Origin of the sequence: Coleofasciculus chthonoplastes PCC 7420 (assembly GCF_000155555.1) — a bacterium.
GTDB lineage: Bacteria > Cyanobacteriota > Cyanobacteriia > Cyanobacteriales > Coleofasciculaceae > Coleofasciculus > Coleofasciculus chthonoplastes_A.
Map to the genome: position 1 here is coordinate 1 of NZ_DS989855.1, position 26,332 is coordinate 26,332.

A 26,332-nucleotide genomic window follows, 5' to 3' on the forward strand; every position below is an offset into this window, starting at 1 on the left:
TTGCCTTCGGCAGTGCGCGAGAGCCTACAATAGGAAGAGTCGTGAGGAATTGAGCTTTAGCGCTTCTGGCACTAAAGTGCCTACTACAAACCCATCTTCCCCATCTCGTCTATCGTCCCTGTTTAGACGAGGCGATCGCAAGAATACCATACACGGCGATTCCTTGCTGGCGTAACACTTCTGTGGCAGAACGGGCGGTTGCGCCTGTGGTGTAAATATCGTCTAAAATCAGTACGGGTGAATGATGTGAACGTTTGCCAAAGCGCTTACCTACAGCAAACGCCTCCGTGAGATTTTGCGATCGCTCTTTTGCAGATAAGCCAAACTGGGCTTCAGTTTCCCGAACCCGTTCTAAACCGTGGGGCTGATACTGATACCCTGTAAATTGACAAAAACTCTTGGCAAGGAGTTCAGCTTGATTAAATCCCCGTTGTTGGCGTTTGCTGGGGTGAATCGGAATCGGAATCACCGTTAACTTTTTCCTCTGCTGCGCCGCCGTCGAGTTTAGCCACGCCTCACCTAACCAGAATCCCAAGGGACGGGCTAACTGGGTATGATTTTCATATTTTAGCGCCGCGATCGCCCGTTTCAACACACCCCCATAATGTCCCCAAACAAACACAGGTAACTCCCCTTGCCAAAATTGACTCGGATGCTTGAGTTGACAGCGCTGTAACTGACGCTGACAGTATTGACACAATTCAGCATCCGTGGCGCGATCGCATAATGGACAGTTTGATTTTAGGAATAAAGACAGTATGCTATTCGTTAACTGTCCGATTCCTCGTTTCATTGCGTCTTGTCTGGCGATGACCTTCAGAGTCTAATTATACTTTAATTTTCCTTCTAGCGTTCCCAAAGTCCTTAAGCGACATCTAATAAAAACATCGACAAAAACGCCAAATACAACAAAAGAGCAAGTAAAACGACAATAAAGGGGGGTGTAAAAATCACCGGAAAACTCGCTTCTTCCAAAAGGTTAGGCAAAAAACCTTGATAGCATATCGTATCTCCACAAGTTCCATAGTTGAAGAGAATTACAAACGTTTGTAATCCAATTATCTTGGGCAAAAAACTTCCTTTAATTTTTACCTTGGTTCGCCTTTTGGCTGTTCTAGCCGTCGCACTAAAAAACAAAAAGATTGTAGTTGTGGTGTAAAACAATCCGGCAAACGCAATGTAGAAGAAAATTGACATCCATCCGCCCGATGTTATAAAAAAGAGGGGGATGCTAATTAACGCATAAATCAGGTAAACACTAAAGACCAGCCAAATATTGGTTGTAATCATTGAAGTTATAACCCTTACCGATTTACAAACAGGTTTATTCCAGCATCTATAAAAATTAGAGCTGGATGCAAACAGGTAGAAGCTGAAGCCTGGTTTAATAATTATTTGTACAAGATGAAATACTTGTTTTTTTCTTCAACAGAGTGATTACAATCGTTTAACTCATTAGATCTTGCACCATTAGATCCTCGTTCGTTTGCTAGTCTTCCACTCCCAATACTTCGTCAAGTTAGGGGGCTTTATGTTTATACCTACTCATAAACGAATGATTATCCGGAATCACCAGTCGGGGTGCATGGGGGCGGAGGTGCTAAGGTGCGCGGGTGCAGCAGAGGAGATGGGAGACAAAATTTCTATTGCATAAGACACACCGAGCGTGTTACCGAGCGAAGCCGAGGTAAGCCGAAGTAAGTCGAGGTAAGTCGAGGTGTTGCCTATTGCCTATTGCCTATTGCCTATTGCCTATTGCCTGTTCTCTTTAAATTGATACTTCCTCAATATCAGTCAAATTGGGTAATAAATTATCTTGGCTAACCGCACTTTCTCCAGTTCGCTGACAGCGCACCGCAAAGCTACAGTTACCGCATTTACCCGTTGATAGGGGAACTTGGGGAAACGGGATATGATCATTTTGATAGCGGTGTAACCATCCGGATAGCCGAGTCAGCAACTCAGTTAAATCCGCTCTCGTTTTCTCATGTTGTACTCTATCATAGGCAAACGTAAGACATTGGGGACGGGGTTGAGATTTAACAAACCAGTACGTCATAGAAATTTGCTCAGGCAAATAATCACTGGTTTGAAGCAAAACATATCGGTATAAACGAGTTTGCCAGTCTTTGGCTAACCGATGACGATTTGTCGGTAGAGGATACGTTTTCCAGTCGAGAATTTGGGCGCTTTTTTCGTCTTCAATAAATAAGTCGTAAATAACCGTTAGTAAGTAGCCTTGCATCGTTACCGTGCGACAATGTTCAGCATCCCGAAAGGTTTGAGCATGACGGGCAAATACCTCTGGTGCTGCATCCATGAGCGCCGTAACCCAATGATTGAGTTGGGGATTATCCTTCAGCAACGAGTCTATCGGTAATCCGAGTTCTCGTTGTTGCATCAACAGGTGAAAGTAACTTCCCCATGTCAGACGTTCTTGTTGATCCGGTGAAACAGGACTTCCGAACTGATCTACATAGATATGTTGAAATTTACGCGGACAGGTTTCTAACAGATTGAGTTGTCCTTGGGATAAGCGAGTTAGGGAAACCGCTGTACTTTGAGCATTCATGGTTTGCTAAGGACAAATACACTATCTTTATTCCCTCGTCCAATCCGCAGATTTTCGTCGAGATAGGTAATCTCCAACCAGCCCCGTTGCTCTCGACTTTCAATATTAAAATCAAGCGCCTTAAATTTTTTACCCGTTTCAATTTGCTGGATAAAGTTAGTCGGAGATTTATAGTCAATTAAGCGTTTTAATCCGACAACCGACCGATCAAAATTGACATTAACGCGGCGTTGGGAAACGGGTTCAAACCGCGCTCCTACACTGATAATTCCCTCTAAGTAAGGCAAACTGGAAACCTCGGCAATGTTATAAATTTTAGCGTCGGCGGTGCGAACACATTGGTAAATTTGACCCAATTGCCACAAGGGAAACCGACCCAGATTTAACAAATCGCTACTGGTTGTGTAGAGTAATCGCCAGTTCCCTTCCAGCAACTCCTGCGCTTCCAGTGGACGTGGCGTAGGGTTGCGGTCTTCTAATTGGGCAACGGCTGCCAAAATCGCTGTTTTTTCAGTGTCCGTTGCCAATAACCCCCGATTTTTTCCCGCGATCGCTTCTAATAACGTGGCTTTGTTAACCATCTGTAGTCCTGACAATCCACCGTTAAATATGGTATCATTTTTATCAACTTACTGAAATTAATTATGTATAATCCTTCTTTGCGTGAAGAATCTCGTGAGCAACTAGCTCCAGTCATTTCCGTTCCCCGTGAAACCTCAGTTTTAGAGTGGTTAGAATCAACGAATCGTCTGCTGGCGCGTGATCCTAGCGAGAAGGAGAGCGGTGATGATGAAGAGGAAATCACTGAATTGATGGGTGCTGATGATAATGACTATGATGACGAGGAAGATGATGATCTAGATGAAGATTAACGGACGGGCATAGAATAGGAGCAACTGGGGCGCTAGGGCGCGATCGCTTAATTCACAGCCCGCGCCCTGATCCACAAAGCCAGCACCATCAAGAAGGCTAACCCCATGACTCCCGCGATCGGGTTACTATCTACTCCGGTTATCCAAGGAGACACTTGACCCGAATACTGCACTAATTGTCCCACATTAATTATGTAATAGCCCCAAACTAACCCCGCATGTAACCCAATGGGTAAACCCAAACGCCCTTGTCCTCGTTTTGCCCAAACTAAAGTTAATCCCAACAGCACTAATCCTGGAAATCCTGGTAACGTGCGAATAATTTCTCCGAGGGGTTTGAGAAAATGCAGTGTGGCAAAAATTAGCGCATCTGCCCAAAGAGATAGTTTATGAGAATAGTCTCGCTCCAACTCATCTAATAACCAACCCCGAAAGACTAACTCCTCAGCCAAGCCAATACCCAAAGCGCTAACCAATCCTTCTAAAATAATCCGCCCCAATTGTTCTGGAGGAGGTTGAAACGTTAGCCATCCTAATCCCCCCTCTAACGCAAACAAACTTAAGGTAAATAATAAACCAATACTTAATCCATTGAGCCAGTCTATTCCATTGCGCCGAGAGATGTATAACCCATACTGCTTTAACAGTTGAGGTTCTCCATAAACAAAGCGTCCCCAAACTTGTAGTAGCCCTAAAAATTCCCCAAACAATAACGCCATCGTTAGAATAGTGACGAGGTTTGAGTCATCAAGCAAAAGGTAGATTGGCGCAGCTAAGGGTAACCAAAATAGTCCTAGGGTAAAAACAAACAAACCCAGCCGCACAGGTGCTGGGTATTGAGCTAATTTCGGGAGGTTTTGTCTTAAAATGTTCAGGACTTACGTCTCCCTATTCATCCGGTTCAATCGTACTGGTTAAGCCGTGATTCTTCAACGTTTCACAGTAGAACTCTGCATGTTCCAAAGCGCAGGTAATGACTAGAGCAATTCCTGAGTTGTGGGCTTCCATCATAATATTGACCGCTTGCGGCTGAGTCAAACTTGGCACCGTCTGTATCAAGGCTTGCACCACATATTCCATCGGGTTGAAATCATCATTGTGGAGCAAAACACGATAGCGAGGTGCGGGTTTCCGAACAGTTGATGTTGAACGCTTTTCAATTGTTTCCACAGACAAGGCTAGAATCTCCCTCTCGTTCAAGTGTTTACAAAAAAATAGTTGCCGGGGTACGGTTCCCCATTTTAGCTTTTTCTTTATATTACTCAACAATTATGATCGCCATCACCCGATTTGGCGAGTAGAGATAGCCGAATCTTGACTCAATCCCACAATCCTAATAGTCTTAATGTGTGACTAAATAACGTAAAGTGACGTATAGTTTATCGTTTAAACTCAAGTTCTCCCAATGCCTCGCTCTTTTTATAAAGCTTTTTCTCTCAAAAATAGGAGTGCTTATCTAACAACTTTTGAAACAAGTTGTCGGAAGCCCAAAAAGATGTATTCTGAAGGCTTTGAACAGCAACAGGTAGATCGATCAATTTCATCGTTGCTGCTTGATCTAGAATTCCTAAGATACCCGTAATGGCAAACCCTCTTTCTGTCGCGGTACGCCTTGCTTTCATATCATCAAGTAACAGTAAATCTGCGTTGATTTCTTGGGCTAGAATAATAGCGGCTCGTTCTCCGGGATCGAGTAGATCAAGAATTGTATCCGAAGGTTGGTTGACAGGCTGGATTTTGAGCCAATCAGGTGGAGTGGCAATCCAATTTTGGACAGGTGAGGGCGCAGATGCATCAGACAATTCGCGGTAAACGGTTTTGGGAATAATGATTTGTTGAAATAATTCGGGCAAAAGATGGATGTAACCAATCAAGATGAGGTAGTTGATTGGGGAGGTATTGGAGACAATAATCATTCTTGGGATAAAACATTGCGAATCGCTTGTGAATCCTGCTCTAGGTCGTCTTCCGTGTAAGGCAAGTAGGCTTTTTCACGCTTTAGAAATTCATAAGTTTCCCACCGGGATGAGAAGTTGAGCATCTGGCGCACTTGGGCGGCTCCAATGTGTCCTTGGCGATAGTTATCAGCCACGATAAGTTCTAAAATTCGGTGGGAAATGTTGGCAGGTTGTAGTTGTAGTTGATTGGCGATGTCGTCAGGAAGTTCGAGCGTGATTTGCATGATTGCTTCTCCTTAACTTACAAGAGAGTCTTTTCTATAATAGGCTGGTTATCCGGTATAATGTCTAGATGATTAAACTTGGCGGGTATATTCATCCCAGCTACCAGAAATCTATGAATGCCGCTATGAGTTACAGCGTGGGGTAATTATTGAAATGCCAAAACGTTGACTCAATCCCACAATTATCATAGTCTTGATGTATAACTAAAGAACGTAAAATAATGCATTCCCTGGCGTTCAACTACAATTCAGAAACCATAGGTGGCTCCTTCATTTTATATGCAGACTGCTTCGACTGGTTGGCACAGATACCGGAAAATAGCATTCATGGAGTCGTAACTGATCCACCTTATGGTGTAAAAGAATATGACATTGAGCAAATTAAGAAAAGAAGCAATGGTAAAGGAGGAATTTGGAGAATTCCACCGTCTTATGATGGACATCAACGTTCACCTTTGCCACGATTTACCGCACTGACTCAGAAGGAACGAACCACATTGAAATGTTTCTTTATTGAGTGGTCAAAATTAGTCGTGCGGGTATTACGTCCTGGGGGTCATGTCTTTGTTGCCAGTAATGCTTTTCTGTCTCAATTAGTTTTTTCGGCACTCGTTGAAGGTGGGTTAGAATTTCGCGGTGAATTAATTCGTTTAGTGAGAACACTGCGCGGCGGCGATCGCCCGAAAAATGCTGAACAGGAGTTTCCTCATGTATCATCTATGCCCAGAGGATGTTATGAACCGTGGGGAATTCTGCGAAAACCTATCCCATCAGGAATGAAAGTGAGTGACTGTTTGCGAGAATTTCAAACAGGAGGCTTACGACGAACACCGGACGGAAATCCATTTAATGATGTTATTTTTAGTGAACGGACTCCGCGTCAAGAACGGGAGATTGCGAATCACCCTAGTTTAAAACCCCAGTCGTTTTTACGCCAACTTGTTCATGCTGTTTTACCCTTAGGCGAAGGTATTCTAATTGACCCTTTTATGGGTTCAGGTTCAACAGTCGCCGCCGCAGAAGCCGTAGGCGTTTGCTGTATCGGAATTGAGCGATATACAGAGTATTACCAGATGAGTCGCATAGCCATTCCTCAGTTAGCGGCGTTGAACGTGTCGCCGCATCTGCAAAAATCGACGGAGAACGTTGATGTGCAACTATCCACTGATTCTCAAAAACACCAGCAGTTAACGCTCTGGTAACTCGGGGTCTTTATAAATCCAGTTTGACATCATTTTCTGGTAGCCAGTACGATTAACACTAGCCGTAATAGTACGGCGACTGGTAGCAGAACGACCAGAAAAGGTTGGCACGCCAGTGCTTCTAAGTCTTCACTCATTTGGTGATCCTATTTCTTAACGCTTACGCTATATTAAGATTAGTTAACGTTACTTAACATTATCGAGAACCATGCAGGCGACCCCCGTTGCAGCAACGGCTACTATTCCTGGCATCTATTGGCAGTGGCGAGGACAGTCGATTTACTACGTCAAAGCGGGTGAGAGGCGATCGCAACACCCCCCTCTGTTACTGATCCACGGATTTGGTGCATCGACGGATCACTGGCGCAAGAATATGGCTGAACTCCAACAAGACTTTGAAGTTTGGGCAATTGACTTATTGGGGTTTGGACGATCCGCTAAACCAGACTGGCAATATAGTGGGGAGTTGTGGCGCGATCAGTTGCATGATTTTATCACCCAGGTGATTGGTCAGCCTGTAGTATTGGCAGGGAACTCCTTAGGCGGCTATTGTGCGCTGTGTGTTGCGGCGCAACGTCCGGATACGGCTGCGGGGGTGGTGTTGCTCAATAGTGCCGGTCCTTTTACCGAGACGAAGGTTCCAGAGTCCGCAAATTCAGGGCAAAAGGGGTTTAAGAACCTGACGCGATCGCTCTTATTGCAACCTTGGGCGAGTTTCCTTCTGTTTCAGTACCTGCGGCGACGGGCGATCATTCGCAGAACCCTCAAGCAAGTCTATTTAGATCACAGCGCCATTACTGACCAACTGGTAGATGATATCTATCGTCCCTCGTGCGATCGCGGAGCGCATAAAGTCTTCGCCTCTGTCTTCAAATCGCCCCAAGGGGAAAAAATCGATGTACTACTTTCCCAATTACGCTGTCCCCTATTACTCTTGTGGGGAGAAGGTGATCCCTGGATGAATGCCAAAGAACGGGGAGCAAAGTTTCGTCAGTATTATCCCCAACTTACAGAATACTATCTCCAAGCCGGTCATTGTCCCCATGATGAGGTTCCCGACCAAGTGAATGAACTACTACGGTCATGGGTAATTAAAAATTGTTAACGATTCGGACTTTTTTGTACCAAAAGTGCGGCGGCGGGTCGCAATACTCTCCCTTTAGCGAAACTTGGTTATCCGGTTGATGCGGTTGAGTTAGCGCCAGTCTTTGCGAATCAATTACAAACCATTGTCCAAGGATCTAATTTACCTGTCAGGGTAATTCTTGGTGATATTTTCAGTCGCGAAGTCAGTCACTCAACAAGTTTCCCAAGCTAAATGGTCTTGTCTGTTTACCCGCCAAGAATTAGCCAAAGCGATGGAACGCTTGCCGATAGAATTAGTGTCCGATGAATCTGTGTTAGAGTACGAACGCGAACATTTACCCGAAATAGCTTGGCCCCCCACCAGTTAGTTTATTAATTGGTGTTTGGGGTACAATGTGTTTCCCTTAAACCAGGGAAGACCGCCGTTAGAGTTGCGTTGGATTCTCTGTAGACGGTTATAGTGATTGGTCATTGGTTATTCGTCAAAAAACAGTAAATTTACATTCAATACTTATTAAGCAATGAAAAATCTCTGAAGCCAAAATTGACCACAAAAGCAACATTCAAATTTTCCATCGACTTAACCAGAGAGGGGATATCTCCCATCGGTTTTGATTCGTAGTGATTGAATAAAATAGCCATGCGTTTTTCCAAGTCGGGGCGAATTTCGGATGGAGACAACAAAACCAGTTTAAGCAACAAAACTGTCATTTGTAGCGAACCCAGATTAACGACTAAATCATCAAACCAATAATGTTCTGGTTTTTCTGGACTTTCGACGATGAGTAAATTAAACAACTGGCTGCATGTTTTCTTGATCAGGAACTTGTCCAGTTTATTCTGATTATATTCAGTTAGCGTATTAGCCAGGTGTTTATTTAACAATCCATAAAAGTAATGTTGTCCATAGCTCGGATCAATTGATGCAATGATATACTGATATAAATTGTCTTTAAACAGAGAATACGAAGGTGTTTTCAATGTGCGGTGTAGAAAATTTTGTGCCTCACAGTAGGCATAGGAATTCTTGGCTTTTCCGCCAAACTGCCGCAGTGCCAGATGCAATTCTTCATCATCCAATAGGGTAGGATTTTTTACCAATGGCTTCCTCATTCTAGTAGGAGATACGCTTCCCTTGACTAGATAGGTTGCATACTGCCACAGTTCATCTTCCAACTGTTGCTGTTTTTCCGCTTGCAGTTTTTGGATGGTTTGCTGAGCTTCCTCGGAACAGTCTTGACTCAATAGACAATAGGAAAATAAGAATGGATATCGCCCAATTAACTCAGCTAATTTCTTCCGTTCCCATTTAGAAGAGTTTTCTGTAGATGTTGGCTCATCCACCACTACCCTGAGACGTTCTAAGGCTCGATATTCTTCTGAATTGATAAAGGTTTGTACGAGTTGTCGCAAACGGCTAGTGGTGGGCTGGTGGCTAATTTGGAACAGATCTAGCAACTTGTTGATCGCTACATGTTCTTTAGGCGTCATTTGCCAACGGTTCACCAGAATGTGACAGCAGCGATAAATGATATATTTAAACTCTTTATCCGCTCGTCTAGAGGCGGTAATTCTGTAGAGTATATCTAAAATTTTTTGGTCTGAATAGTCGATTCCATGGATAAACAACTGATGAAAACGCTCAATCATTTGCTCCGGAGATTCCCGTTTTAAGCAGTCTATTAAGTGTTTGTAGAGACGTTCGGCTAGGGTGTCTAAGTTAAGCTCTCCCTCGTGATTTTGTTTCGCGAAGGAAACAGGTTGAGGTAGACTAGGAAGAATCTGCTGCACCCACTGTTCACTAAAGACAGACTGGTAAATCGGGTTATAAACTTGTAGTTGACTATTCTGCTTGACCACTAATCCAGTCAACCGCAATTCCATTTGGGGACGACTGTCATTCGCCGTAATTTGTCCATCTTGTAAAATTTGCTGGTAGATATAAATAATTTCCGGATGACGCTGCCCACATTTGAGCAAGCGATTGCGGATCGTTCTTAAATGTTCGGGTTCATCAAAGGCTTCCCAATTTTCAATGACTTGGGTTTGAATCAGGTGTTCAATCCAAGCTGAGACTTTAGCTTTACCATTTAGTCCCAGAAAAATTTTTTTGAATGGATTAGCTTGCCAGGTTTCCCTAGTTTTAGGAGAATGTCTTTGTTTCTCAATAGAGTGACTGACTAATTTACACAGTTTTTGGGTGAGAAACGGTTGACCCCCTGTCCAGGCTAAAATTTCTTGGAGAATTATATCGGGATGACTAACGTTTCCGGCAAATCCCTCGGCTAAGGGTTGAATATCTTTGAGCTGAAACCCCGAAAGTTCAATTGCCTGACCAATATTAAATGGGGTGCAGTATTTATCTTGAATGAGATCAGATGGTGTAGCGACGCCAAGCAGAGCAAAGGTGAGGCGTTGATAGTTAGGATTAGTGGCTCGCTGATTGTAGCATGATTTGATCGCGGCGAAAAAGTCATCCACCGGAAATTTTAAGCGGAGAACGTTATCGATTTCATCGAAAAAGATGACTAAGTTTTGCGGGATTGCTTGAAGTAATACCTCATCAAAAAATGTGCCAAACCGTTGTACGATCGAGAGATGCTTGCGCGTAGACCACCAAGCTTCCAGTTCACTGGCATCCATGAGATCAAAGCTGCCAGCCAAGGTGTAGACAATACCCGCATACCACTGTTCTAGGGTAATATTTTGGCATCCGATCGCGGTCAGATCAACGGCAGCGCAGGCAATCCCCACCTGCTTCAGGCGCTGCATCGTGCGAACCCGTAGGCTAGACTTCCCCATCTGGCGGGAGTTGAGGACATAACAGAACTCGCCAGCTTTCAGTGCTTCATAGAGTTGATTGTCAGCTTGTCGAACCACGTAGGTAGGAGCATCAATAGGGAGACACCCCCCAACTTGATACTCGTAGGCTGAGTTTTCCATGGCAATAATGGGACGCACCTGAGGTTTAGGTAAAAATACGGGATTTCCCTCTGACAGGATTGTATCCTAGATTGTTATATTTCCCAGAACTGAGACTCTTATGCACAAAATGCCAGCGCCTATTTCAATCGCCCGTCATTCACGGAGTTAACATCGTTCGGCTGTAAATCCATGATCAACGTGATACATTAGCTTCATCGAATCTTCATCGAACAACCAGGATTTTGGCGTTATTGTGAAGATTGCATGAAGATGGATCTATCTGGCAACAGAAAAGAAATCGTAGGGGCGCACAGACATGCATTGGTGTCAACTTAAGCTCAACCCCTCTCCCCCAGCCCCTCTCCCACGCCGGGGAGAGGGGAGCAAGAGAATCAGATTCCCCTTCTCCCATGCAACAAAAGCGAAGCATCCGCTGTCCTCCCCCCTCCTCGTAGTCATCATGGTGCGTTACGGCGACATTTACATTAACCGACTCATGATTACCCACAATTACGCCTAACGCACCCTACAGAAATATGGAACTGATGTGAGTCATGGCTTAGGAAACAATGAAGTCATTATTTATAATGATGACGCCTTGTGACTAAAGACTCGGAAATATAAACTGACAAAAAACTCTTTAATCGGAAATGCCAAAAACGTTAGCGGATTAATCGTAACGATAATATTCCGGACATCTCGCACCGCTAAATTAACAATTTGTTTTGCCACCCAATCCGCCGACATAACACCAATGGGATTCAAATTACTCTTAAATGGTCCTAAAATCAGTTTGCGGATTACACAAGGCGCATCGAGACGGCGTAATGTGACGAAATCCCCTAATGCCCGTTTGCTTAATTCATACAGAGGACTGACAGCGGGACTGACTTCGGCTTCTGAGGTATTCACCCAGACTTCCTTGCGGGCAATATCTTGATTGGTGCGAACCGTCTGCAAAAATAATTCTAATAACCGCCAACTGGAGAATGTATTCACCTCATAAGATTTGGCGATCGCGTCAGCGGTTCTTTCTCCATGAACGTTAATTCCATGATTGAGAATCAATATATCAACGGATTCTAACTCAGCCGCAATCTCAGATTCCTGTCCCACTTGCCAGGTTATCGTTTTCACCGATAGCGGTTCACCCGCTGCGGTTAAAATAATTGGGTCTGACTTCGAGGTTAACCCGATCACTTTAGCCCCGCGCTGGTGCAACTGATACAATAGCGATCGCCCTAATGTGCCAGACGCCCCAGTAACCGCTACCGTTTTACCTTTCAGGGATAGCGCAGTACCCATAAGTTTATCGACGAAGGTCAATGTGCCACAATAATACGCCTTTTGGTTATCAAAGTGATGTCGCCAATGATAGGGGCGATTCACTGTCCAGTTTGAGGGGGGAGTCAAGAATTGTCCCGGACGATGGGTTAAGTCGGTTAGTTCATCCGCACCAGAGAGTCCACTCCCTCGCGCGATCGCACTTCCTAAAAAGCTTACCGTATAAAGGACACCCGCCAACGCCGCCCAATGGGGTTCACTCCAGATATAGGCGACTCCCCACAGCCCTAGGCTAAACAGCAACATCACCAGGGATTCGGGTAAATCATTGTACCAATGGGCTTGGCGATAAATTTGCTCACTAGCCGGGGTTAAATCCGGCTTGAACACCCGATGGTGCCAAACGTGCAACCGATATAACGGTGTCCAATGATGGGACAAGACGTGATAGAAGTCGCGGATTAGTTCCACCCAGAGAACAGAACCCAGTCCCCATGCTGCTGTACTCAGAAACGATATCACCATACAAACCCTATATCCTCACCCATGCAGAACCAGCAAACGCTAAAATACTAAAGCATACTCCTCAAAGTATAAAAAAATTAACGAAATACGATACAATTAGATACAATTTGCGTGGGTGGAGAAATCAAGGAGCGTATGCCAGAGAACTCCTGGACAGAGAATAATCATAGCAGTGAGCTTGATCCCCTTAGCTCTCTGCTGTCTGAGTGGTCTGAAGATGATTTTGAGAGCGACTTTTTCTTTCAGGGACTCGAAGGGCGACGACGCAAAGCGGCGTTGGCGCTAACCCTGATTTGGGGTGGGACGATCACTCTGCATCTACTGTCCTGGGGGTATTGGTTAGTCTTTGGTTTAACCGCACTGTTAGGGATTCAGGCGATCCGGGTATTAGTGGCGCGACCCATACGAGTGCCGAAACTGCTACAGGGGGAGAATCCGGCTGATTTTCCGTTTGTGTCTTTACTGGTGGCTGCCAAAAATGAAGAGGCGGTAATTCAGAACTTGGTGAGGATGCTGTGTAACTTAGATTATCCCCAGGAACGCTGCGAACTCTGGGTAATTAATGATCACAGTACGGATAAAACCCCCATCCTTTTAGATCAACTGGCGGCAGAATACGATCAGTTAAATGTATTTCATCGCGATGCTAACGCCACAGGCGGTAAATCGGGGGCATTAAATCAAGTATTACCCTTGATCAAAGGAGACGTTATTGGTGTATTTGATGCCGATGCTCATGTCACTCAAGATCTACTGCGGCGAGTGTTGCCCATCTTTAACCAGTCGAGAGTTGGGGCGGTACAAGTGCGAAAAGCGATCGCGAATGGGCGTCTGAATTTCTGGACAAAAGGACAGATGGCAGAAATGGCACTAGATAGCTATTTCCAAAACCAACGAACTGCCATTGGTGGGATTGGTGAACTCCGGGGAAATGGTCAGTTTGTGCGTCGTGCGGCATTAGAACGCTGTGGCGGCTGGAATGAGCAAACAATTACCGATGACCTGGATTTAACCATACGTCTGCACCTGGATCGATGGGATATTCGTTTCCTAGAATTCCCGGCGGTGGATGAAGAAGGTGTGATTAGCACCCTCTCCCTCTGGCATCAGCGGAGTCGTTGGGCAGAGGGGGGATATCAGCGTTATTTAGACTACTGGCGTTTGATTGCTAGTAATCGTCTGGGTTTGAGCAAAACCATCGATTTATTCTCATTTTTAATTATTCAGTACCTATTGCCAACGGCGGCTATACCGGATTGTTTAATGGCGCTGCTTCGTAGTCGTTTACCTCTGTATAGTCCGATTACTGGATTAGCGCTTACGCTGTCGTTTATTGCCATGTTTACGGGATTGCGTCGGATTCAACGGGATCAACCCTTGACAATCGGCAGTTTATTTCTCAATGTTTTGCAAACAGTGCGCGGTGTTCTTTATATGATGCATTGGATGGTGGTAATGTCAGCTACAACCGCTCGCATGTCCGTGCGTCCCAAGCGATTGAAATGGGTGAAAACGGTGCATCAGGGGACAGGGAAGGAAAGTTTTGAGTTTTGATTAACCGCTCAAAAATATCTGTGCAAACCTATGCAAGATACGCCGTCATGCGGTACTAACGACTTCCCGTCGGATTCTCACCGACCTCTCTAAGCTCCCCGAAGGGATTGACAGTAGCCGATGACGGTTCATCCGGTGATTCCCCATCCGCAGCAGAGCGTAACAAGCGAGTAGACTGTTAGTCTAGGCTGGTAAAAGGAGTGGCGAGACGAACCTTTGAGGAGTTTCGCCACCAACCGCCAGTGTGACCAGACGTGCTTCCGTGGTTCCCTTCCTTGGTAGGCGGTTCTGGCTGGCAGTCTTTCCGATAAAAACATCCCACGTCGCGCTAGCACAAAGGCAGCAGCTGTGGCAGAGTTCATTCCATAAGTAGACATGAACTTAATCAATCCAATCCAGCTACTGTAAGCCGGATTGACCTCAATCACTTGGATGCCCAGTTTGAAGCATCTAGCTAATAGAAGTTTAAGAAATTTTGAGTAAGCCAAGTTACTCAGCATACGGCGAGCCCTTGCATTTAGTTCGCGCAACCGTTTTTTCTTATCGCTAAAGTCGAGCTTTTCGACAACGATGGGGCGCTTATGTTCTAGGGCGAGGTTTGTCAGTTGGGTTACGACATCAACCAAGAGAGCCTCAGTACGTCCTTTAGGTTGAGACTGGATATTAACCTTGAATTGACCAAAGCCATCCAGATTTCCGTCAAAGTCAGTCATCGCCCAGCCGATACAGTTGGGATTGAGATCTACACCAATAGCTCCCCAAGAAACGGGGGCAGTTATCCTGGGTGCCGGTTCGACATCAAAGGTGATATGGATTTCCCACTCCGTTAGACTTTTTTGAATGAATCGATAGGTTAAGCTTGAGGGACTTGGGAACTTTCTTCTTTTCCCCTCGGTTCACCTGTTCTACGGCTTGTAGGTAATCGGAGTGTGCTTTGATTTTCTTTTCTAAATTCTGGCTGGACTTCGGTTGTGTGTTTGAGTTTACCCTGAAGTTGTTCTAAGTGATTGCGACGACAAACTTTAGCCGACTTAACTGCACCTTCAACGTAAGCGATGATGCTGTTCGCTTGTCGCTTATTAATGTCGTGGTTTTGCTGTAGCTTAGTATTCAGCTTTGACTTACTCGGAGGGGTTTGCTCCAAGAGCAACTTCAAGGAATCAATCTTGGCATCATAGCCGACAGTCGCCGCGTCATTCAAAAACGCAACCGCCCCACGGTTGGTTGTTGTCGTGACATAAGTGCGGGATTGGGCTTGAGTCATGACCGCCTAAAAATCTATAGTAGCAAGGCTTGTCGCTCTAAGTCATTTTTCTGGTCATGGCTTGAAACACGAGCGTAGGCAATCGTTTTGCGGTTTTCCTTGAAATCAATAAGTGTATCGATATCGTAACGCCGATGCCCTCCTTGTGTTCGCACCGACTGAATCTTTCCTTCTTTTTCCCATCGCCTCAAGGTGTCTATCGACACTCCCTTGACGGCGGCGGCTTCCCCTATAGACAATAATCGACAAGCGAGATTTTTAAGTGAAAACCTCGCTTGTCGATTATAGGTAAATCTAGGTATTTGGGCTACTGCTGCAAACCCTTCGGCTTCGCTTAGGGTCAAAATAATTGGATCAGCTAATGTAGGGCTTGCTGAATAAGTCAGAGAAAAATAACCGATGGACTAACTCGGCGGGTTCTTAGCCCGTTCTCATGATGGCGAACCGGGGGTTAAAACTATTTGGCAAGGTCTGCGACGACTCCATGACATTGCCCAGAAAGAGGCTTTTACTCTCCCCCAAAACTACTGCTTTTGTCAAGGGAATTCATGTTAAGAAAGATGTGAGTAATGCATAGCTCTTGTAGGGGGGAACCAGAGGATGCTTCGCTTTTATTGCACGGGGATGCGAGGGGGATCGACAATGTACCGCATAGCAGAGCAAACTGCTGTATCTGTCAATTGGGCAGAGGTTGTACGGGACAATCCTTTGAGCAATACACTTCGACAAAACGAATCGTTGCCGTATCCTTATACTCCTTCGTCTGGTTAAATTCCTTTTGGGGTGAGGGATAGACCCCAGCCAAGCTATCATTATTCGCTGCACCAAGCCGAAACGTCATGTCAGGAGACGGGTGTTGAGCAAATTTGACGTATTCCCGCGACTCGTTAACGGTGCTATAGGTAAGAGTCGCTTCTCCGTAAACCTCTTCTGCTTGCTTGAGGGGGGTTCCGGGTCCAACACCCTCAGCCGTTTGATAATTGGGATTGTCTGTAACTAGCGCCTCAATGATATCGTCGTCACTCATCGGTATTCCCGCCGGATACAAGATGTAGTATTGCGGTTTACCTTCTTGAACGATCGCGATCGCATCAAAATCGACCATAAAGGGTGACATCACCTGAAACTCAGCTTGATTTCCCAGCAATTCTTTCAGTTCACCCAGCGTCATCCCCACTTGCGCCACTCCAATCCCCTTTGCAGATATCCGTTGGGTTTGAGCCGATTGAGTTGATTTAGACGGATCAATCGTAGGACTTTCGCTGGGTGAGGTGTCAGGGGATGATGGCTGCGCCGATGGTGCATCTGGAGAAGACACAGGTGATGTATCTGTCGGGTTTGGAGGGTTGTTCTCGCAACTGACGAGTAGACAACAAACAAACATGATCAGAGGGATTTTCAGTTGGCGCATGATTAATTCAACCCGTTTTAACTCCAATGGCACGCTCCAGTCAGCATTGTGAAATCGCCGTAACCCTTGATATACCGTAGGGTGGGCATTGCCCACCAGCTTTAAGCCAATGCCATTCGTTTTAAATCTTGCACCATCCTGAGAAAACCTCGCTTTCAGCGATGGGAGTATCAATCAGGCTTCTTCCCTAATAATCGAACACCTATCCCCACAGTACCGAATACCAGCAAACCTAACACCGAACCCGGTTCCGGAACAGTAGCGGCTACAGCGCGATCGGCTTGAATTAACCCGAAACCACTGTCAAAGTCAAAACCAGGACTCTCCATATCCAGAGCAGTTGTTTCCAATATACGATAAATTTCACTTGGACTCATATCCGGCGCAGCGTCCAACATTAAAGCCGCCACAGCCGCCGCATGGGGAGCCGCCGCCGACGTACCAAAGAAGTTGGGAAACCCATCACCTTCGGGATCTCTAGGATCTAAGAAAGCAGGTGGGAAAAAAGTTGTATTCGTTCCATCAGCCGCAATAATCTCTGGCTTCAAGCGAATCTCCGGATTTGCCAAGCGATTACCCGCCCTATCAAACAGAATCGGCGTGGGTCCTGCTGAGGAAAATGGCTCCAATAAAGCTGGATCAACACCAAATTCGGGTGTATCCTGATAAAACGCCGCGCCAACAGCTTCTGCTCCCCTAGCATTAGGATGTCCAAATACCGTTCCACTGGCAGTATCGTACTCGTTCAGCGTACCCTCGCCAAACAAGATATACTTCATCAATCCAGGATCTAAACCCTCTACCTTTGATATCGCTAAGTTAAACGTATCGGTTCCTAATGAGCCATCATTGAAGAACGAGAAAAATTCAACCGCATCATTCCCCACATTTTGATTAACACTGCTTGCCAATATATTCGTTCCTGACTGATCAAACAGGAAAATATCCAGATCGTTAAGAGAACCTGCACCACCGCTCACCGAAAAGAACGGGGAATCCCACTGGAACGAGATGCCAAATCCGCTATTCTCAGGAATCGTCAAACTTTGGAAAATATCAACGCCTGCACCTGAATCAAAATCATGAAATTCACCGCCGACTAACTCCTCAAACAGATTACTGCCATTAAACGCACTTTCATAAGACTGTCGAGCATCATTACCCGCCGCCGAGAAATAGGAAACACCCTGAGCAACGACAGTATCAATCGCTTGAGCAATGACTCCATCTTGGAACATTGGCTCAGTGGGGTAAAAGATGTCATCGACAATAATATCCGCACCCGCATCGGCGAGTGCCAGAATCCCTTGGGCAAAATCGGTTTCATTAAACGCCGCCGTGTGAAATGCCAAATCCGCACCCGGAGCCACATCATGAATCAGTTGCATCATGGCACGACCTTCATCGATACCAAAGATATCACCTAAACTCCCATCATTGGGTAAATCTTTGAGCACCTGAATACCCGATGGCAAATCTCCATTCGCCACATCCTCGGCGGCTGTACCAGAAAAATTAAAGCTATCCGATAAAACTCCAATCGTCACCCCGGTTCCATCTACACCAAACTGCTCACGCGCTATATCTGCACGTAAGGCGACATTAGCCTGACTGGTTGTTTTGCCGACATTGGTTATAGGTTTATAGGTTGGTTTAGCAAATTTTAAGCTTTCTAACTGCGCCACAGACGCGAGAGCATCAATCGGCAGCATCCCTGACACAAAGGAGCCAAATATCGAAGCATTTTGCAATCCTAATCCTTGTAAATCAGACAAGAGAGAATTGACGTCACTCGCGGCAACAGCATCAATGACTACGTTATTATTGTAGGTCTGCAATGAAAATGAGGCATTCTGCCCAGAATACTTGCCTCCATTAACAGCCATTGGCGCTAAATCAAACATTAGCTTACTCAGGGAGCCTTGTTTAATGGCGCTTGTTTCAATAGCGTTTCCTCCACTATTGAATGTGATTGCCTCGGCTCTATTGGGTAAATAGCTAATCGTTGCCGTGGCAATGATTGTAACTGATGCAGCGGTTTGAGCGAGACGTTTCATTTTTTCGTCCTGCCAATGAAATTATTATTTATCTATTTCTAGAATAAATCGTTTTAAAGTCAATATGTTATACATCTCTTTTACTTCATCAAAAATTTATTTTTTTACATCAATATAAATCCTTATTTACATGAAGATTTTGTAAAGAAAAAGGAGGTGCATGATGGCAGATTTCTCATTCAAGTGTTATAATGTGTTAGTTATTTAAAAATTCCAGAGAAAACGTTACTGGTTGTTACTATGCCTCTCAGTAATAGGCAAGCATTTTAATATTGATTCCTGCTTCAGCCATTTTCTATAAGATAAAGTTATGAATTTGGCTCGATTGAGTCCAGGGGTTATTTTTACATACGCTTTATAAAGGCGTGGGAAGGATGTAGAGACGTGCCATGGCGCGTCTGAGGAGCAAGAGGAGGCGATTGAAATCGCGGCTACACAAACAAAGTCCGCCTGCGCGGACTAGGTTATAACGGGGGTAGCTAACCCGGATTTGGTATTAGGGTAACGCCAATACAATTTGGCTTAACCTTGAATGGGGCAAGATGTGAGTTAAAAGCTAAAGGTGGTGCGGATAGCCCCGATTACAATGTCTTCATTATCATTATCGTGATCAGGCGCCGTGAGCCAGATGATTCCCGGTGTAATGGCAATGTTATCAGTTAGCTGATACTGATAAAATGCCTCAATGTGCAGCGAGGTATCCTCATCCTCGGTATCGATTCCTGGAATATTAACGCTAGAATCAGTAACTTTCGGTTCCATCCCCACCAAAATCCCGGCAACATTTCCTTCTTTGCCTAAATCGGGGAAAGCTAAACTAACTGCCCAATTCCAAATATCCAAGTCACCGCGATCAATTTGTCCCCCCAGTGTCGAAAGGGTTGTGGTTTGGGTGTAGCCTACCCAACCGCCAAGGGCAAAGCGATCGCTTAACTGCCATGATAGTTCTACACCATAAGAATTGCTAGACGTGGGGACAGCATTACCGATCGCGTCTTCGGTAAAGCTGCGAAAATTGCTTAGCTGACTTCCAGTATCGGTGTCTCGATTGTAGGCGTGAATATAGGTTAACCCAATATTCAGTCTATCGCTGGGCTTAAACAGGATCTGGGCAAGCGCCCCATAAGGACCATTGAATATGCCAGTATCGTCTCCAGGATCAGCCGCCTCACTCGCTAAATAGCCTGCACTGAGTTCTAGCTTGTCACCGAATGCGTGATTAATCCCGATACCTGCACCATCCAGATAATAATAGATAGAATGCCTTGTCCCAAAGCGAGACAACGCCCCACTACCCCCATCACCATCCAGGAAAGGATTAACCGTGCTGGCAAAGTCATCGGATGCACCCGCATTGGCGTCAAGGACAACACGGGTGTTTTCACCTAGGGGAAAATCATAGAGTAACGCATCAACGACAACATCACTATCCGTTGCACCAGCAAAGAAAAGATCGCCTTCAGGTGTAATTGTCTGTTCGGTTAGAGAACCTAAACCTTCAGCTTGTAGTCGGGTTCTGAGTACATCTTCTCCGGTGAAACTGGTATTTAATTCCAGGCGGGTGCGATGACCAAAAATGGTTACATTATCGATATCATCTCCATTGACATCCTCTCCCGCAGCTACACCCGCCAAACCAAAGATGACTTCACCGGATAGTTTGGTCGTTGTGGAAAACTGATTATCCTCTAAGAAGGCGACTCGTCCCTCTAAATTATCTACCCGCGCTCCTAAGGTGGCGAGTTCGGCTTCAAATTCCTGAATCAACCGTTGCAAGGTTTCCAAGTCACCCCCGTCAACACCGTTAGTCCCCGCAATCAACCGTTCGATTTGCTGCAAACAGGCATTTAACCCGGCGGCAAATTCATAACGAGTCATCGCACGGTTCCCCCGGTAGGTGCCATCGGGATATCCAGCAATACAACCATAGCGTTCAACCAGCGATCGCAAGGCTTCATACGCCCAGTCTCCAGGCGATACATCCCGTAACTGAGAGACATTGGTCACTTGATCTAAAGCGTTCGGCTCGTTGCTGTAGTGGTTAATTTGTTCCAAAATCTTATCGCTGGAATCGCCGCTATTATCAGGAATTTGGGCGATCGGTGTTAGTGGAGCAAAGGTTTCGTTGTCTGGATTGGCTGGAACGGCTATGGATGCTTGTGTTTGAGGCGAATCCACTTCTGTTGCGATCGCACTAACTCCCACGCTAAGTATTGCCGCCAATATTGTCGGACTCACTACTCCATAGTTCCACAGTAGACTGGATTGTTTCATGTCCTCACACCTATTCTTTAATCGTCGGGAATTGAAGTTCCCTTGACTTAAATTACTATCATGATTTTTACGCTCAGGATTGATATGCTGTCAATCCCCGTACCGGGGACATGACCAGTTTCTTGGCAACAAAAGGGGCCACCCTTGCCGTACCGCCTCCAAGCAGACCGCATGAAGGGTAAGCTGGCAGTCAAGCAGTTCAACGTTTTCATCCCTGGCTTGTTGTTGACTAATCTTTAAAATTGACGAATCTTTGAACTCAATCGTTTGGTGACACTGGAGACAGACAAGATGATGATGGTGTTTTAAACCCGAATAATTTAACTCATAATGCTTATGTCCTTCTGCTAGTTCCAGTTCTCGCAGCACACCAATGCGAACCATTAACTTAACGGTTCTGTAGACGGTGGACAAGCTGATGTTTTTTCCTTGCTCCTCTAACCAATCATGCAATTCTTCGACACTAAGATGCTCACCTGGGGGTAGTTCCTGAAACACTTGCAGAATCGTCTCTCTTTGAGGAGTCATCCGCAAATTTCTGCGGTTGAGGGCTAATTTGAGTGAGTTTGCGGTTAAGACTTCACGCATTCGTCATTCGTCATTCGTCATTCGTTATTTGTCATTCGTCATTTGTCAGGGCTGGAGAGCTATTTCCCTAACTTAATATCGTTAAGTTTATATCCAAACCCTTGATAGACTACCAGCCTTAAGTCTGTGACATTCTACTTAAGATGGGGACGAGGAGATGGTTTGACTGGTTTTTTGAATAGTTTGAATGAGGGTGGATACCTCCTCTGGTGTCATAACTGGCGTTGCTGGAGGAGTTGCACTGGGTACGGCGTTCTGGAGTTCGTTCAGGCTTGATTCTAGGGTTTGAGCCGCATCGGGATGTTCCTGACTCACTTGCTCGGCAATGTCTTGATAAAGGGTGTTGGCATAGAGGATAAATCCCCGTGAGTCTTGGTATTCAATCGTCTCCACGATTTTGTCATTGGCGATCGCGGCGTTGTATTCTTCCTCGACGGTACTGAGCATTCGGTTAATGACACGGAGGATAAAATCAGGAGACTGACGCTCAGAAGCGGGTAATACCTCAATTGCTTGATCAATCTCTTGCATCGCCGCTTTATATTCTGTGTTTATCTCCGGCGCATTGGGTTTGGATTTAACGAAATCATGCAATGTGTTTAGTGTGGGTTTAAAGTCTTTGACATTGCGTTCGGATAACTGAGTTTCTACATCAGCATAGAGTTCTTCAATCGGGTGACCAATATGGGGTTCGGCTTGGTCAGGTTTTCCTTGATCTAGGAGTTCCTTTGCTATCAAGAGATGCCCTTTCATTAAGCCTAACGTGGTCATATAGTCAATATCCTGCGGCTGATCCGTGGCGGTGGAGGGTGACGCCGTAGTTTGGCTAGTCGTTGCGGGTGAACCGTTAGCCTCTGGCGTTGTCGGAGTAGAGGTTTGTGGGTTGCCACAGCTTGTCAGGGCAATTAGAGTCGCGGCTGCACCCGTGAGGGATAGAAAACGAACTGATGACATTGTTAATAATTTTTTGCAATAACTGGGTGGACGGTTCTTAGTCTACAGCTATTGATAGTCTTTTGCAATAAACAAGAAAAAAATAATGTTCGATCAGGAGGGGATCACCTTAAACATACCCGTACAGCCATTTTCCGCGATCGCATCTCGGTGGGAATGAAACGTATACTTACCAGGATAGGGGACAGATCCCCGACTTCTCCAAGAAGTCGGGGATCTTGCGGAGAGACTGTACCTCATCAGTTAAAGCGTAAGTAAATGTACTGGACATCTCCGAAAAAGAAGCTGAAAGCCTTACGCTGTCTAGGTCGAAATCTCATTTCTGGAGAGGTCTACTGAATAATAGCTTGACGATTTAACGATGCTTGCGTGAGTAAAACGGGAGAGTTGTTGAATTCATCACCAGAGCTGCTATCGTCAAGCATCTTCGATCTGCTATCCTGAACTGATGAGTTCAGTACCGAAGGCAAACTAGATTAGTCAGATGTTGGAGGTGCTAACGGGTCAGATGGAGCTACATCAGGAGAGGCCGGAAGGGGAACTATAACTTCCTCAGAAGAACCTCGTGTAGATCCAGGAGCATCTATGATCTCATCTGAAACCAATTCCCACTGGTTGTTTTGCAGATTAAATGTAAAACGGTGCTTAACTATCTCTTCACTCTGCTCAGGTGAACCTTCAGCCATAATAGATAGATCATAAAAGAGAGATGTGTATTCTACTGCATCTAAGACAGCTACATCTTTCTCAACACTAAAGTTTGTCACCTCTAACCTAGTCTGAAAGTCCCTAAATCCTACCTTACGTCCTCTCAAAAAGCTGTGTAGCCCTTGCTTCCTTTCTATACGCCTTTGAATATTAGCTGCACGAGTCCTAACTGCATTTGGATTTCGCCTTATTGCAGAATCAGGATCACCGTTGACTAAAATGTCGTTTTCTAAACGAAGTGTAGATTCAGCAATACTAGTGAGTTCTTTTTCCAGATCTCCTGAATTTGGTCTATTCGGGTTGTTCTGACTTGGTGTATTGGGGTTGTTCTGAGCTGTAAAAGAACTCGGTGTTACAAGCAATAATACAGACAAAGCTGTTCCTATAGAAATTAACTGCTTCACAAACCTCAGTCCTTACTATTCTAGCCAGCTCTGATACTATAGCAATCCTAAATAGGTTTTAACAACTGGAGTTTAGGATAAGCACATCTTGATATTCAACTATTGATATTTATAGCAATAAAATATAAAAAAAACGATCGCTCACAAAGGAATCACCTTAAACATACCCATACAGCCATTTTCGGCGATCGCATCTTGGTGAGGATGGAACATATACTCACCGGGGTAGGAGTAGGAAAATTCCAGGATATGCCGTTCAGCCGTCCCCATAGTAATCACATCTGTTTCCAGAGTGGGAGTAAGGGTGCGCCCGGTGGGATAAACCTGGAACAGATTGGCATGAATATGAAACGTCGCCGCCGCATCGAATTCAATCATATTTAGCAGATACAGGCGAACGAGTTGGTTTTGATAGATGGGGATGGGATGGTCTAAATAGTAGTCAGGGATACCATTAAAGGCGTAGAGTTCATTCTGATTATCGTTGTTGATATCATATCCACCCATCACCAGAATTATTTCATCAGCCGGAGGACGTTTTTGACGAGGATCAACAATGAACATGCCATAAAGTCCTTTGCTGATATGGCGGGTTACAGGGGCAATGTGGCAATGATAGAGGTGGACACCAGAGGGTTTAGCCTCAAATTCGTAAATCGTTTCCTTTCCGTGGCGTATCGGTTTTACCCCATCCATTTCCGATGGGTGAGTACCATGAAAGTGCATACTGTGGGAATGTCCGCCTTGATTGCGGAAAATAACCCGGATGCGATCGCCCTCAGTGGCACGTAGGGTGGGTCCAGGAACGCGATCGTTAAAGTTCCAACTTACGAAGGAAACCGCGCTATTCAGTTGGAGAGTAGAATTTTTAGCAACAATTTCAAATTCGCGAATTGTGCGTCCATTTTCCTGTTTAATTGTGCCAGACTCAAAGTCTCGCAACACGGACATGGGGTTAAAATGATCCGTTGGTGTCTCTGGAAGCTCAGGAATGCGTACTCTAGAGGTAGATTGTCGTATCCAGGTTTGTCCTGCGATCGCGGCACTCGTCACTCCAGCGCCGATTAATCCCCACTTCAGTATCTGGCGGCGAGTCCATGGTTTCATGCTTGATCCTAGATGTGGATTTTTCATTAGTGACAGTTCGTGACAGTCATTAATTGATAATAATTCTTTTCTAGCAAGTTAATCAAGGGAGTGTGTTTACCGTACTCTTACCTATACCGGATTAGGGATTGGAGAAGAGAGGATTGGGAAAATAAGCTGTTCGGCATTTAAACCTTAATATCAATAATGGCGTAATCCTTGACGTAGTGTGAGCATCTTGCTCACTATATTGAGCATCTTGCTCACTATATTGAGCATCTTGCTCACTATATTGAGCATCTTGCTCGCTACTAATACCCAATTTAAATGCATGACAGCTTAGCTGTTCAGTTATTTCTATCTTCTTGCAGTAGCGAGAAGGTTTTTTACACTACAAAATTTAGGTTTTGACAATTCGCTTGAGCGCTAATAGATTCAATGTTTTAACCTTGCCAAAGACAAAAAACTGATAACCGCAGAATAAACTTAAAATTGATAAAGCCACTAATCCGACAACCTTCGTTAGCACAAAAAGCTGATGGGTCATTATCGCGATTGCCACGCCAGCCGCAATCAAAACCCAACCTAAATGACGTTTGCTTCCACCATAATTTACAGTTAGCACTCCCAAGATCTCTACAATAACAAAAGGAAGAGCGAAGTGTGAAAACCAAAGACTAGAACTAAGAAATGCTAATCCGGCTAGAATTAACCCTGTACCCGTTAACTTGGTAACAAAGGTTTCCTGTTCGCTAAGATTTTCCGGATTAGGGATCACAGCAAGATTGCTGGCATCTTCAAAGATAAATGTGACTAAGCTATCTTTCCCTAATTCTATTTTGTCGCCCGGATTGAGAAGGTGTCGATTGGTGGGGGTGAGACGCATACCATTTAAGTATGTACCATTGGAACTGCCAATGTCTTCGATAAAATAGTGGTCTCCCTCAAGGGAAATAGTGGCATGGTTTCGAGATACAATGTAGGAATTGGGGAAATTGGACACATCAATCTCCGGTTGTATGCTGCCCTCAGCCTTACCAATGTGAATCACCGAACGGTTGGGCGGTAACTCCAGCGGGGTGTTGGTTTGAACGTGGAAGAGTTTTGCCTGTTGTCCCGGTTGTATTTGTGTATTTTTCATAACGTTTGCGTGGAGATAGGTTCCTGAAAGACGGAGAAGACGATGGGAACGTGCTGCCGGATTTCCCAATAAAACAAGTTAGCTCTGATACTTATTATGTTCGATCAATCGGAAATTGAAACGGTTTATCCTCAAGTCGATTGTTAAGATATTCTAATTTATTATGCCAGTCCAACTCAGCCGCCAAGAACTCAAGTTCTTGGCTTATAGCTTAAGTCGGTTTTAACCGACTACAATTCTTGT

The 26,332-nt window shown here is 45.1% G+C and carries 26 protein-coding genes and 1 pseudogene; 5 read left to right on the forward strand and 22 right to left on the reverse strand.

The window, feature by feature from the left end:
• Window positions 1-109: 109 nt before the first annotated feature.
• From MC7420_RS20140 to MC7420_RS20155, 4 genes are all read right to left on the reverse strand, one after another.
• Window positions 110-793: a ComF family protein gene (locus MC7420_RS20140; RefSeq protein WP_006102736.1), complete on the reverse strand. Its 684-nt coding sequence runs from the start codon at window positions 791-793 to the stop codon at window positions 110-112.
• Window positions 794-864: 71 nt separating this feature from the next.
• Window positions 865-1,290 carry a hypothetical protein gene (locus MC7420_RS20145; protein ID WP_006102682.1) on the reverse strand — a complete coding sequence of 142 codons (426 nt, stop codon included), beginning with the start codon at window positions 1,288-1,290 and terminating at the stop codon, window positions 865-867.
• Between the two features lie 478 nt (window positions 1,291-1,768).
• Window positions 1,769-2,572 carry a PD-(D/E)XK nuclease family protein gene (locus MC7420_RS20150; protein ID WP_006102593.1) on the reverse strand — a complete coding sequence of 268 codons (804 nt, stop codon included), beginning with the start codon at window positions 2,570-2,572 and terminating at the stop codon, window positions 1,769-1,771.
• Window positions 2,569-3,153, reverse strand: a complete 585-nt coding sequence (locus tag MC7420_RS20155; protein ID WP_006102803.1) for a PAP/fibrillin family protein — start codon at window positions 3,151-3,153, stop codon at window positions 2,569-2,571. Before MC7420_RS20155 ends, MC7420_RS20150 begins: the two co-directional genes overlap by 4 nt.
• A 63-nt stretch (window positions 3,154-3,216) precedes the next feature.
• Here MC7420_RS20155 and MC7420_RS20160 point away from each other — a divergent pair, with 63 nt between their 5' ends.
• Complete coding sequence (locus tag MC7420_RS20160; protein WP_044208548.1) at window positions 3,217-3,444, forward strand: DUF3134 domain-containing protein; 228 nt, start codon at window positions 3,217-3,219, stop codon at window positions 3,442-3,444.
• A 47-nt stretch (window positions 3,445-3,491) separates the two neighbouring features.
• On the opposite strand, the gene MC7420_RS20165 is transcribed toward MC7420_RS20160, so the two are convergent.
• The 4 genes from MC7420_RS20165 to MC7420_RS20180 form a co-directional block, all read right to left on the reverse strand.
• Entirely contained in the window at window positions 3,492-4,268 is a 777-nt protein-coding gene (locus MC7420_RS20165) for a CPBP family intramembrane glutamic endopeptidase (RefSeq protein ID WP_006102636.1), read from the reverse strand.
• Between the two features lie 64 nt (window positions 4,269-4,332).
• On the reverse strand, window positions 4,333-4,620 hold the full coding sequence (clpS, locus tag MC7420_RS20170) for an ATP-dependent Clp protease adapter ClpS (RefSeq protein WP_044208648.1): 288 nt from the start codon (window positions 4,618-4,620) through the stop codon (window positions 4,333-4,335).
• A 260-nt stretch (window positions 4,621-4,880) separates the two neighbouring features.
• Window positions 4,881-5,360 (reverse strand): DUF3368 domain-containing protein, encoded by a 480-nt coding sequence (locus tag MC7420_RS20175; RefSeq protein ID WP_006102595.1) that lies wholly within the window; start codon window positions 5,358-5,360, stop codon window positions 4,881-4,883.
• Complete coding sequence (locus MC7420_RS20180; RefSeq protein ID WP_044208553.1) at window positions 5,357-5,626, reverse strand: UPF0175 family protein; 270 nt, start codon at window positions 5,624-5,626, stop codon at window positions 5,357-5,359. Before MC7420_RS20180 ends, MC7420_RS20175 begins: the two co-directional genes overlap by 4 nt.
• A gap of 221 nt (window positions 5,627-5,847) precedes the next feature.
• Here MC7420_RS20180 and MC7420_RS20185 point away from each other — a divergent pair, with 221 nt between their 5' ends.
• The 3 genes from MC7420_RS20185 to MC7420_RS35495 all read left to right on the forward strand — a co-directional run bounded on the left by MC7420_RS20185 (window position 5,848) and on the right by MC7420_RS35495 (window position 8,282).
• The gene (locus tag MC7420_RS20185) at window positions 5,848-6,828 is read left to right on the forward strand and encodes a DNA-methyltransferase (RefSeq protein ID WP_006102653.1); all 981 of its coding nucleotides are present in this window, start codon (window positions 5,848-5,850) and stop codon (window positions 6,826-6,828) included.
• Window positions 6,829-7,036: 208 nt separating this feature from the next.
• Window positions 7,037-7,933 carry an alpha/beta fold hydrolase gene (locus MC7420_RS20190; RefSeq protein WP_006102695.1) on the forward strand — a complete coding sequence of 299 codons (897 nt, stop codon included), beginning with the start codon at window positions 7,037-7,039 and terminating at the stop codon, window positions 7,931-7,933.
• 163 nt (window positions 7,934-8,096) lie between these two features.
• Window positions 8,097-8,282: a hypothetical protein gene (locus MC7420_RS35495; RefSeq protein WP_006102685.1), complete on the forward strand. Its 186-nt coding sequence runs from the start codon at window positions 8,097-8,099 to the stop codon at window positions 8,280-8,282.
• Between the two features lie 136 nt (window positions 8,283-8,418).
• Here the strand turns inward: MC7420_RS35495 and MC7420_RS36245 are convergent, their stop codons facing one another.
• Together MC7420_RS36245 and MC7420_RS20205 are read right to left on the reverse strand one after the other, a co-directional pair.
• On the reverse strand, window positions 8,419-10,857 hold the full coding sequence (locus MC7420_RS36245; RefSeq protein WP_044208649.1) for an AAA-like domain-containing protein: 2,439 nt from the start codon (window positions 10,855-10,857) through the stop codon (window positions 8,419-8,421).
• A 564-nt stretch (window positions 10,858-11,421) separates the two neighbouring features.
• Window positions 11,422-12,648 (reverse strand): bifunctional sterol desaturase/short chain dehydrogenase, encoded by a 1,227-nt coding sequence (locus MC7420_RS20205; RefSeq protein ID WP_006102704.1) that lies wholly within the window; start codon window positions 12,646-12,648, stop codon window positions 11,422-11,424.
• 135 nt (window positions 12,649-12,783) lie between these two features.
• Here MC7420_RS20205 and MC7420_RS20210 point away from each other — a divergent pair, with 135 nt between their 5' ends.
• A complete protein-coding gene (locus MC7420_RS20210) occupies window positions 12,784-14,202 on the forward strand; it encodes a glycosyltransferase (protein ID WP_006102601.1) in 1,419 nt (472 codons plus the stop codon).
• A 128-nt stretch (window positions 14,203-14,330) separates the two neighbouring features.
• Here the strand turns inward: MC7420_RS20210 and MC7420_RS20215 are convergent, their stop codons facing one another.
• The 12 genes and pseudogenes from MC7420_RS20215 to MC7420_RS20265 form a co-directional block, all read right to left on the reverse strand.
• The gene (locus MC7420_RS20215) at window positions 14,331-14,915 is read right to left on the reverse strand and encodes an IS200/IS605 family accessory protein TnpB-related protein (protein WP_006102740.1); all 585 of its coding nucleotides are present in this window, start codon (window positions 14,913-14,915) and stop codon (window positions 14,331-14,333) included.
• A gap of 140 nt (window positions 14,916-15,055) precedes the next feature.
• Window positions 15,056-15,466, reverse strand: coding sequence for a hypothetical protein (locus MC7420_RS20220; protein ID WP_006102784.1), 411 nt, complete (start codon window positions 15,464-15,466; stop codon window positions 15,056-15,058).
• Between the two features lie 17 nt (window positions 15,467-15,483).
• Window positions 15,484-15,705, reverse strand: a pseudogene (locus tag MC7420_RS44120) (IS607 family transposase); the annotation flags it as partial.
• Between the two features lie 437 nt (window positions 15,706-16,142).
• Window positions 16,143-17,051 carry a hypothetical protein gene (locus MC7420_RS42745; protein WP_006102605.1) on the reverse strand — a complete coding sequence of 303 codons (909 nt, stop codon included), beginning with the start codon at window positions 17,049-17,051 and terminating at the stop codon, window positions 16,143-16,145.
• Window positions 17,048-18,934, reverse strand: a complete 1,887-nt coding sequence (locus MC7420_RS20235) for a S8 family peptidase (RefSeq protein ID WP_006102646.1) — start codon at window positions 18,932-18,934, stop codon at window positions 17,048-17,050. Before MC7420_RS20235 ends, MC7420_RS42745 begins: the two co-directional genes overlap by 4 nt.
• Before the next feature lie 549 nt (window positions 18,935-19,483).
• The gene (locus MC7420_RS20240; protein ID WP_044208555.1) at window positions 19,484-21,208 is read right to left on the reverse strand and encodes an iron uptake porin; all 1,725 of its coding nucleotides are present in this window, start codon (window positions 21,206-21,208) and stop codon (window positions 19,484-19,486) included.
• 90 nt (window positions 21,209-21,298) lie between these two features.
• The gene (locus tag MC7420_RS20245; RefSeq protein ID WP_006102699.1) at window positions 21,299-21,796 is read right to left on the reverse strand and encodes a transcriptional repressor; all 498 of its coding nucleotides are present in this window, start codon (window positions 21,794-21,796) and stop codon (window positions 21,299-21,301) included.
• A 138-nt stretch (window positions 21,797-21,934) separates the two neighbouring features.
• A complete protein-coding gene (locus tag MC7420_RS20250; RefSeq protein WP_006102818.1) occupies window positions 21,935-22,750 on the reverse strand; it encodes a hypothetical protein in 816 nt (271 codons plus the stop codon).
• 476 nt (window positions 22,751-23,226) lie between these two features.
• On the reverse strand, window positions 23,227-23,862 hold the full coding sequence (locus tag MC7420_RS20255) for a hypothetical protein (RefSeq protein WP_006102672.1): 636 nt from the start codon (window positions 23,860-23,862) through the stop codon (window positions 23,227-23,229).
• Window positions 23,863-24,003: 141 nt separating this feature from the next.
• Window positions 24,004-24,969 carry a multicopper oxidase domain-containing protein gene (locus MC7420_RS20260; RefSeq protein ID WP_006102766.1) on the reverse strand — a complete coding sequence of 322 codons (966 nt, stop codon included), beginning with the start codon at window positions 24,967-24,969 and terminating at the stop codon, window positions 24,004-24,006.
• Window positions 24,970-25,090: 121 nt separating this feature from the next.
• Window positions 25,091-25,270: a hypothetical protein gene (locus MC7420_RS40035; RefSeq protein WP_006102625.1), complete on the reverse strand. Its 180-nt coding sequence runs from the start codon at window positions 25,268-25,270 to the stop codon at window positions 25,091-25,093.
• 78 nt (window positions 25,271-25,348) lie between these two features.
• The gene (locus MC7420_RS20265) at window positions 25,349-26,089 is read right to left on the reverse strand and encodes an FHA domain-containing protein (RefSeq protein ID WP_006102580.1); all 741 of its coding nucleotides are present in this window, start codon (window positions 26,087-26,089) and stop codon (window positions 25,349-25,351) included.
• Window positions 26,090-26,332 lie beyond the last annotated feature (243 nt).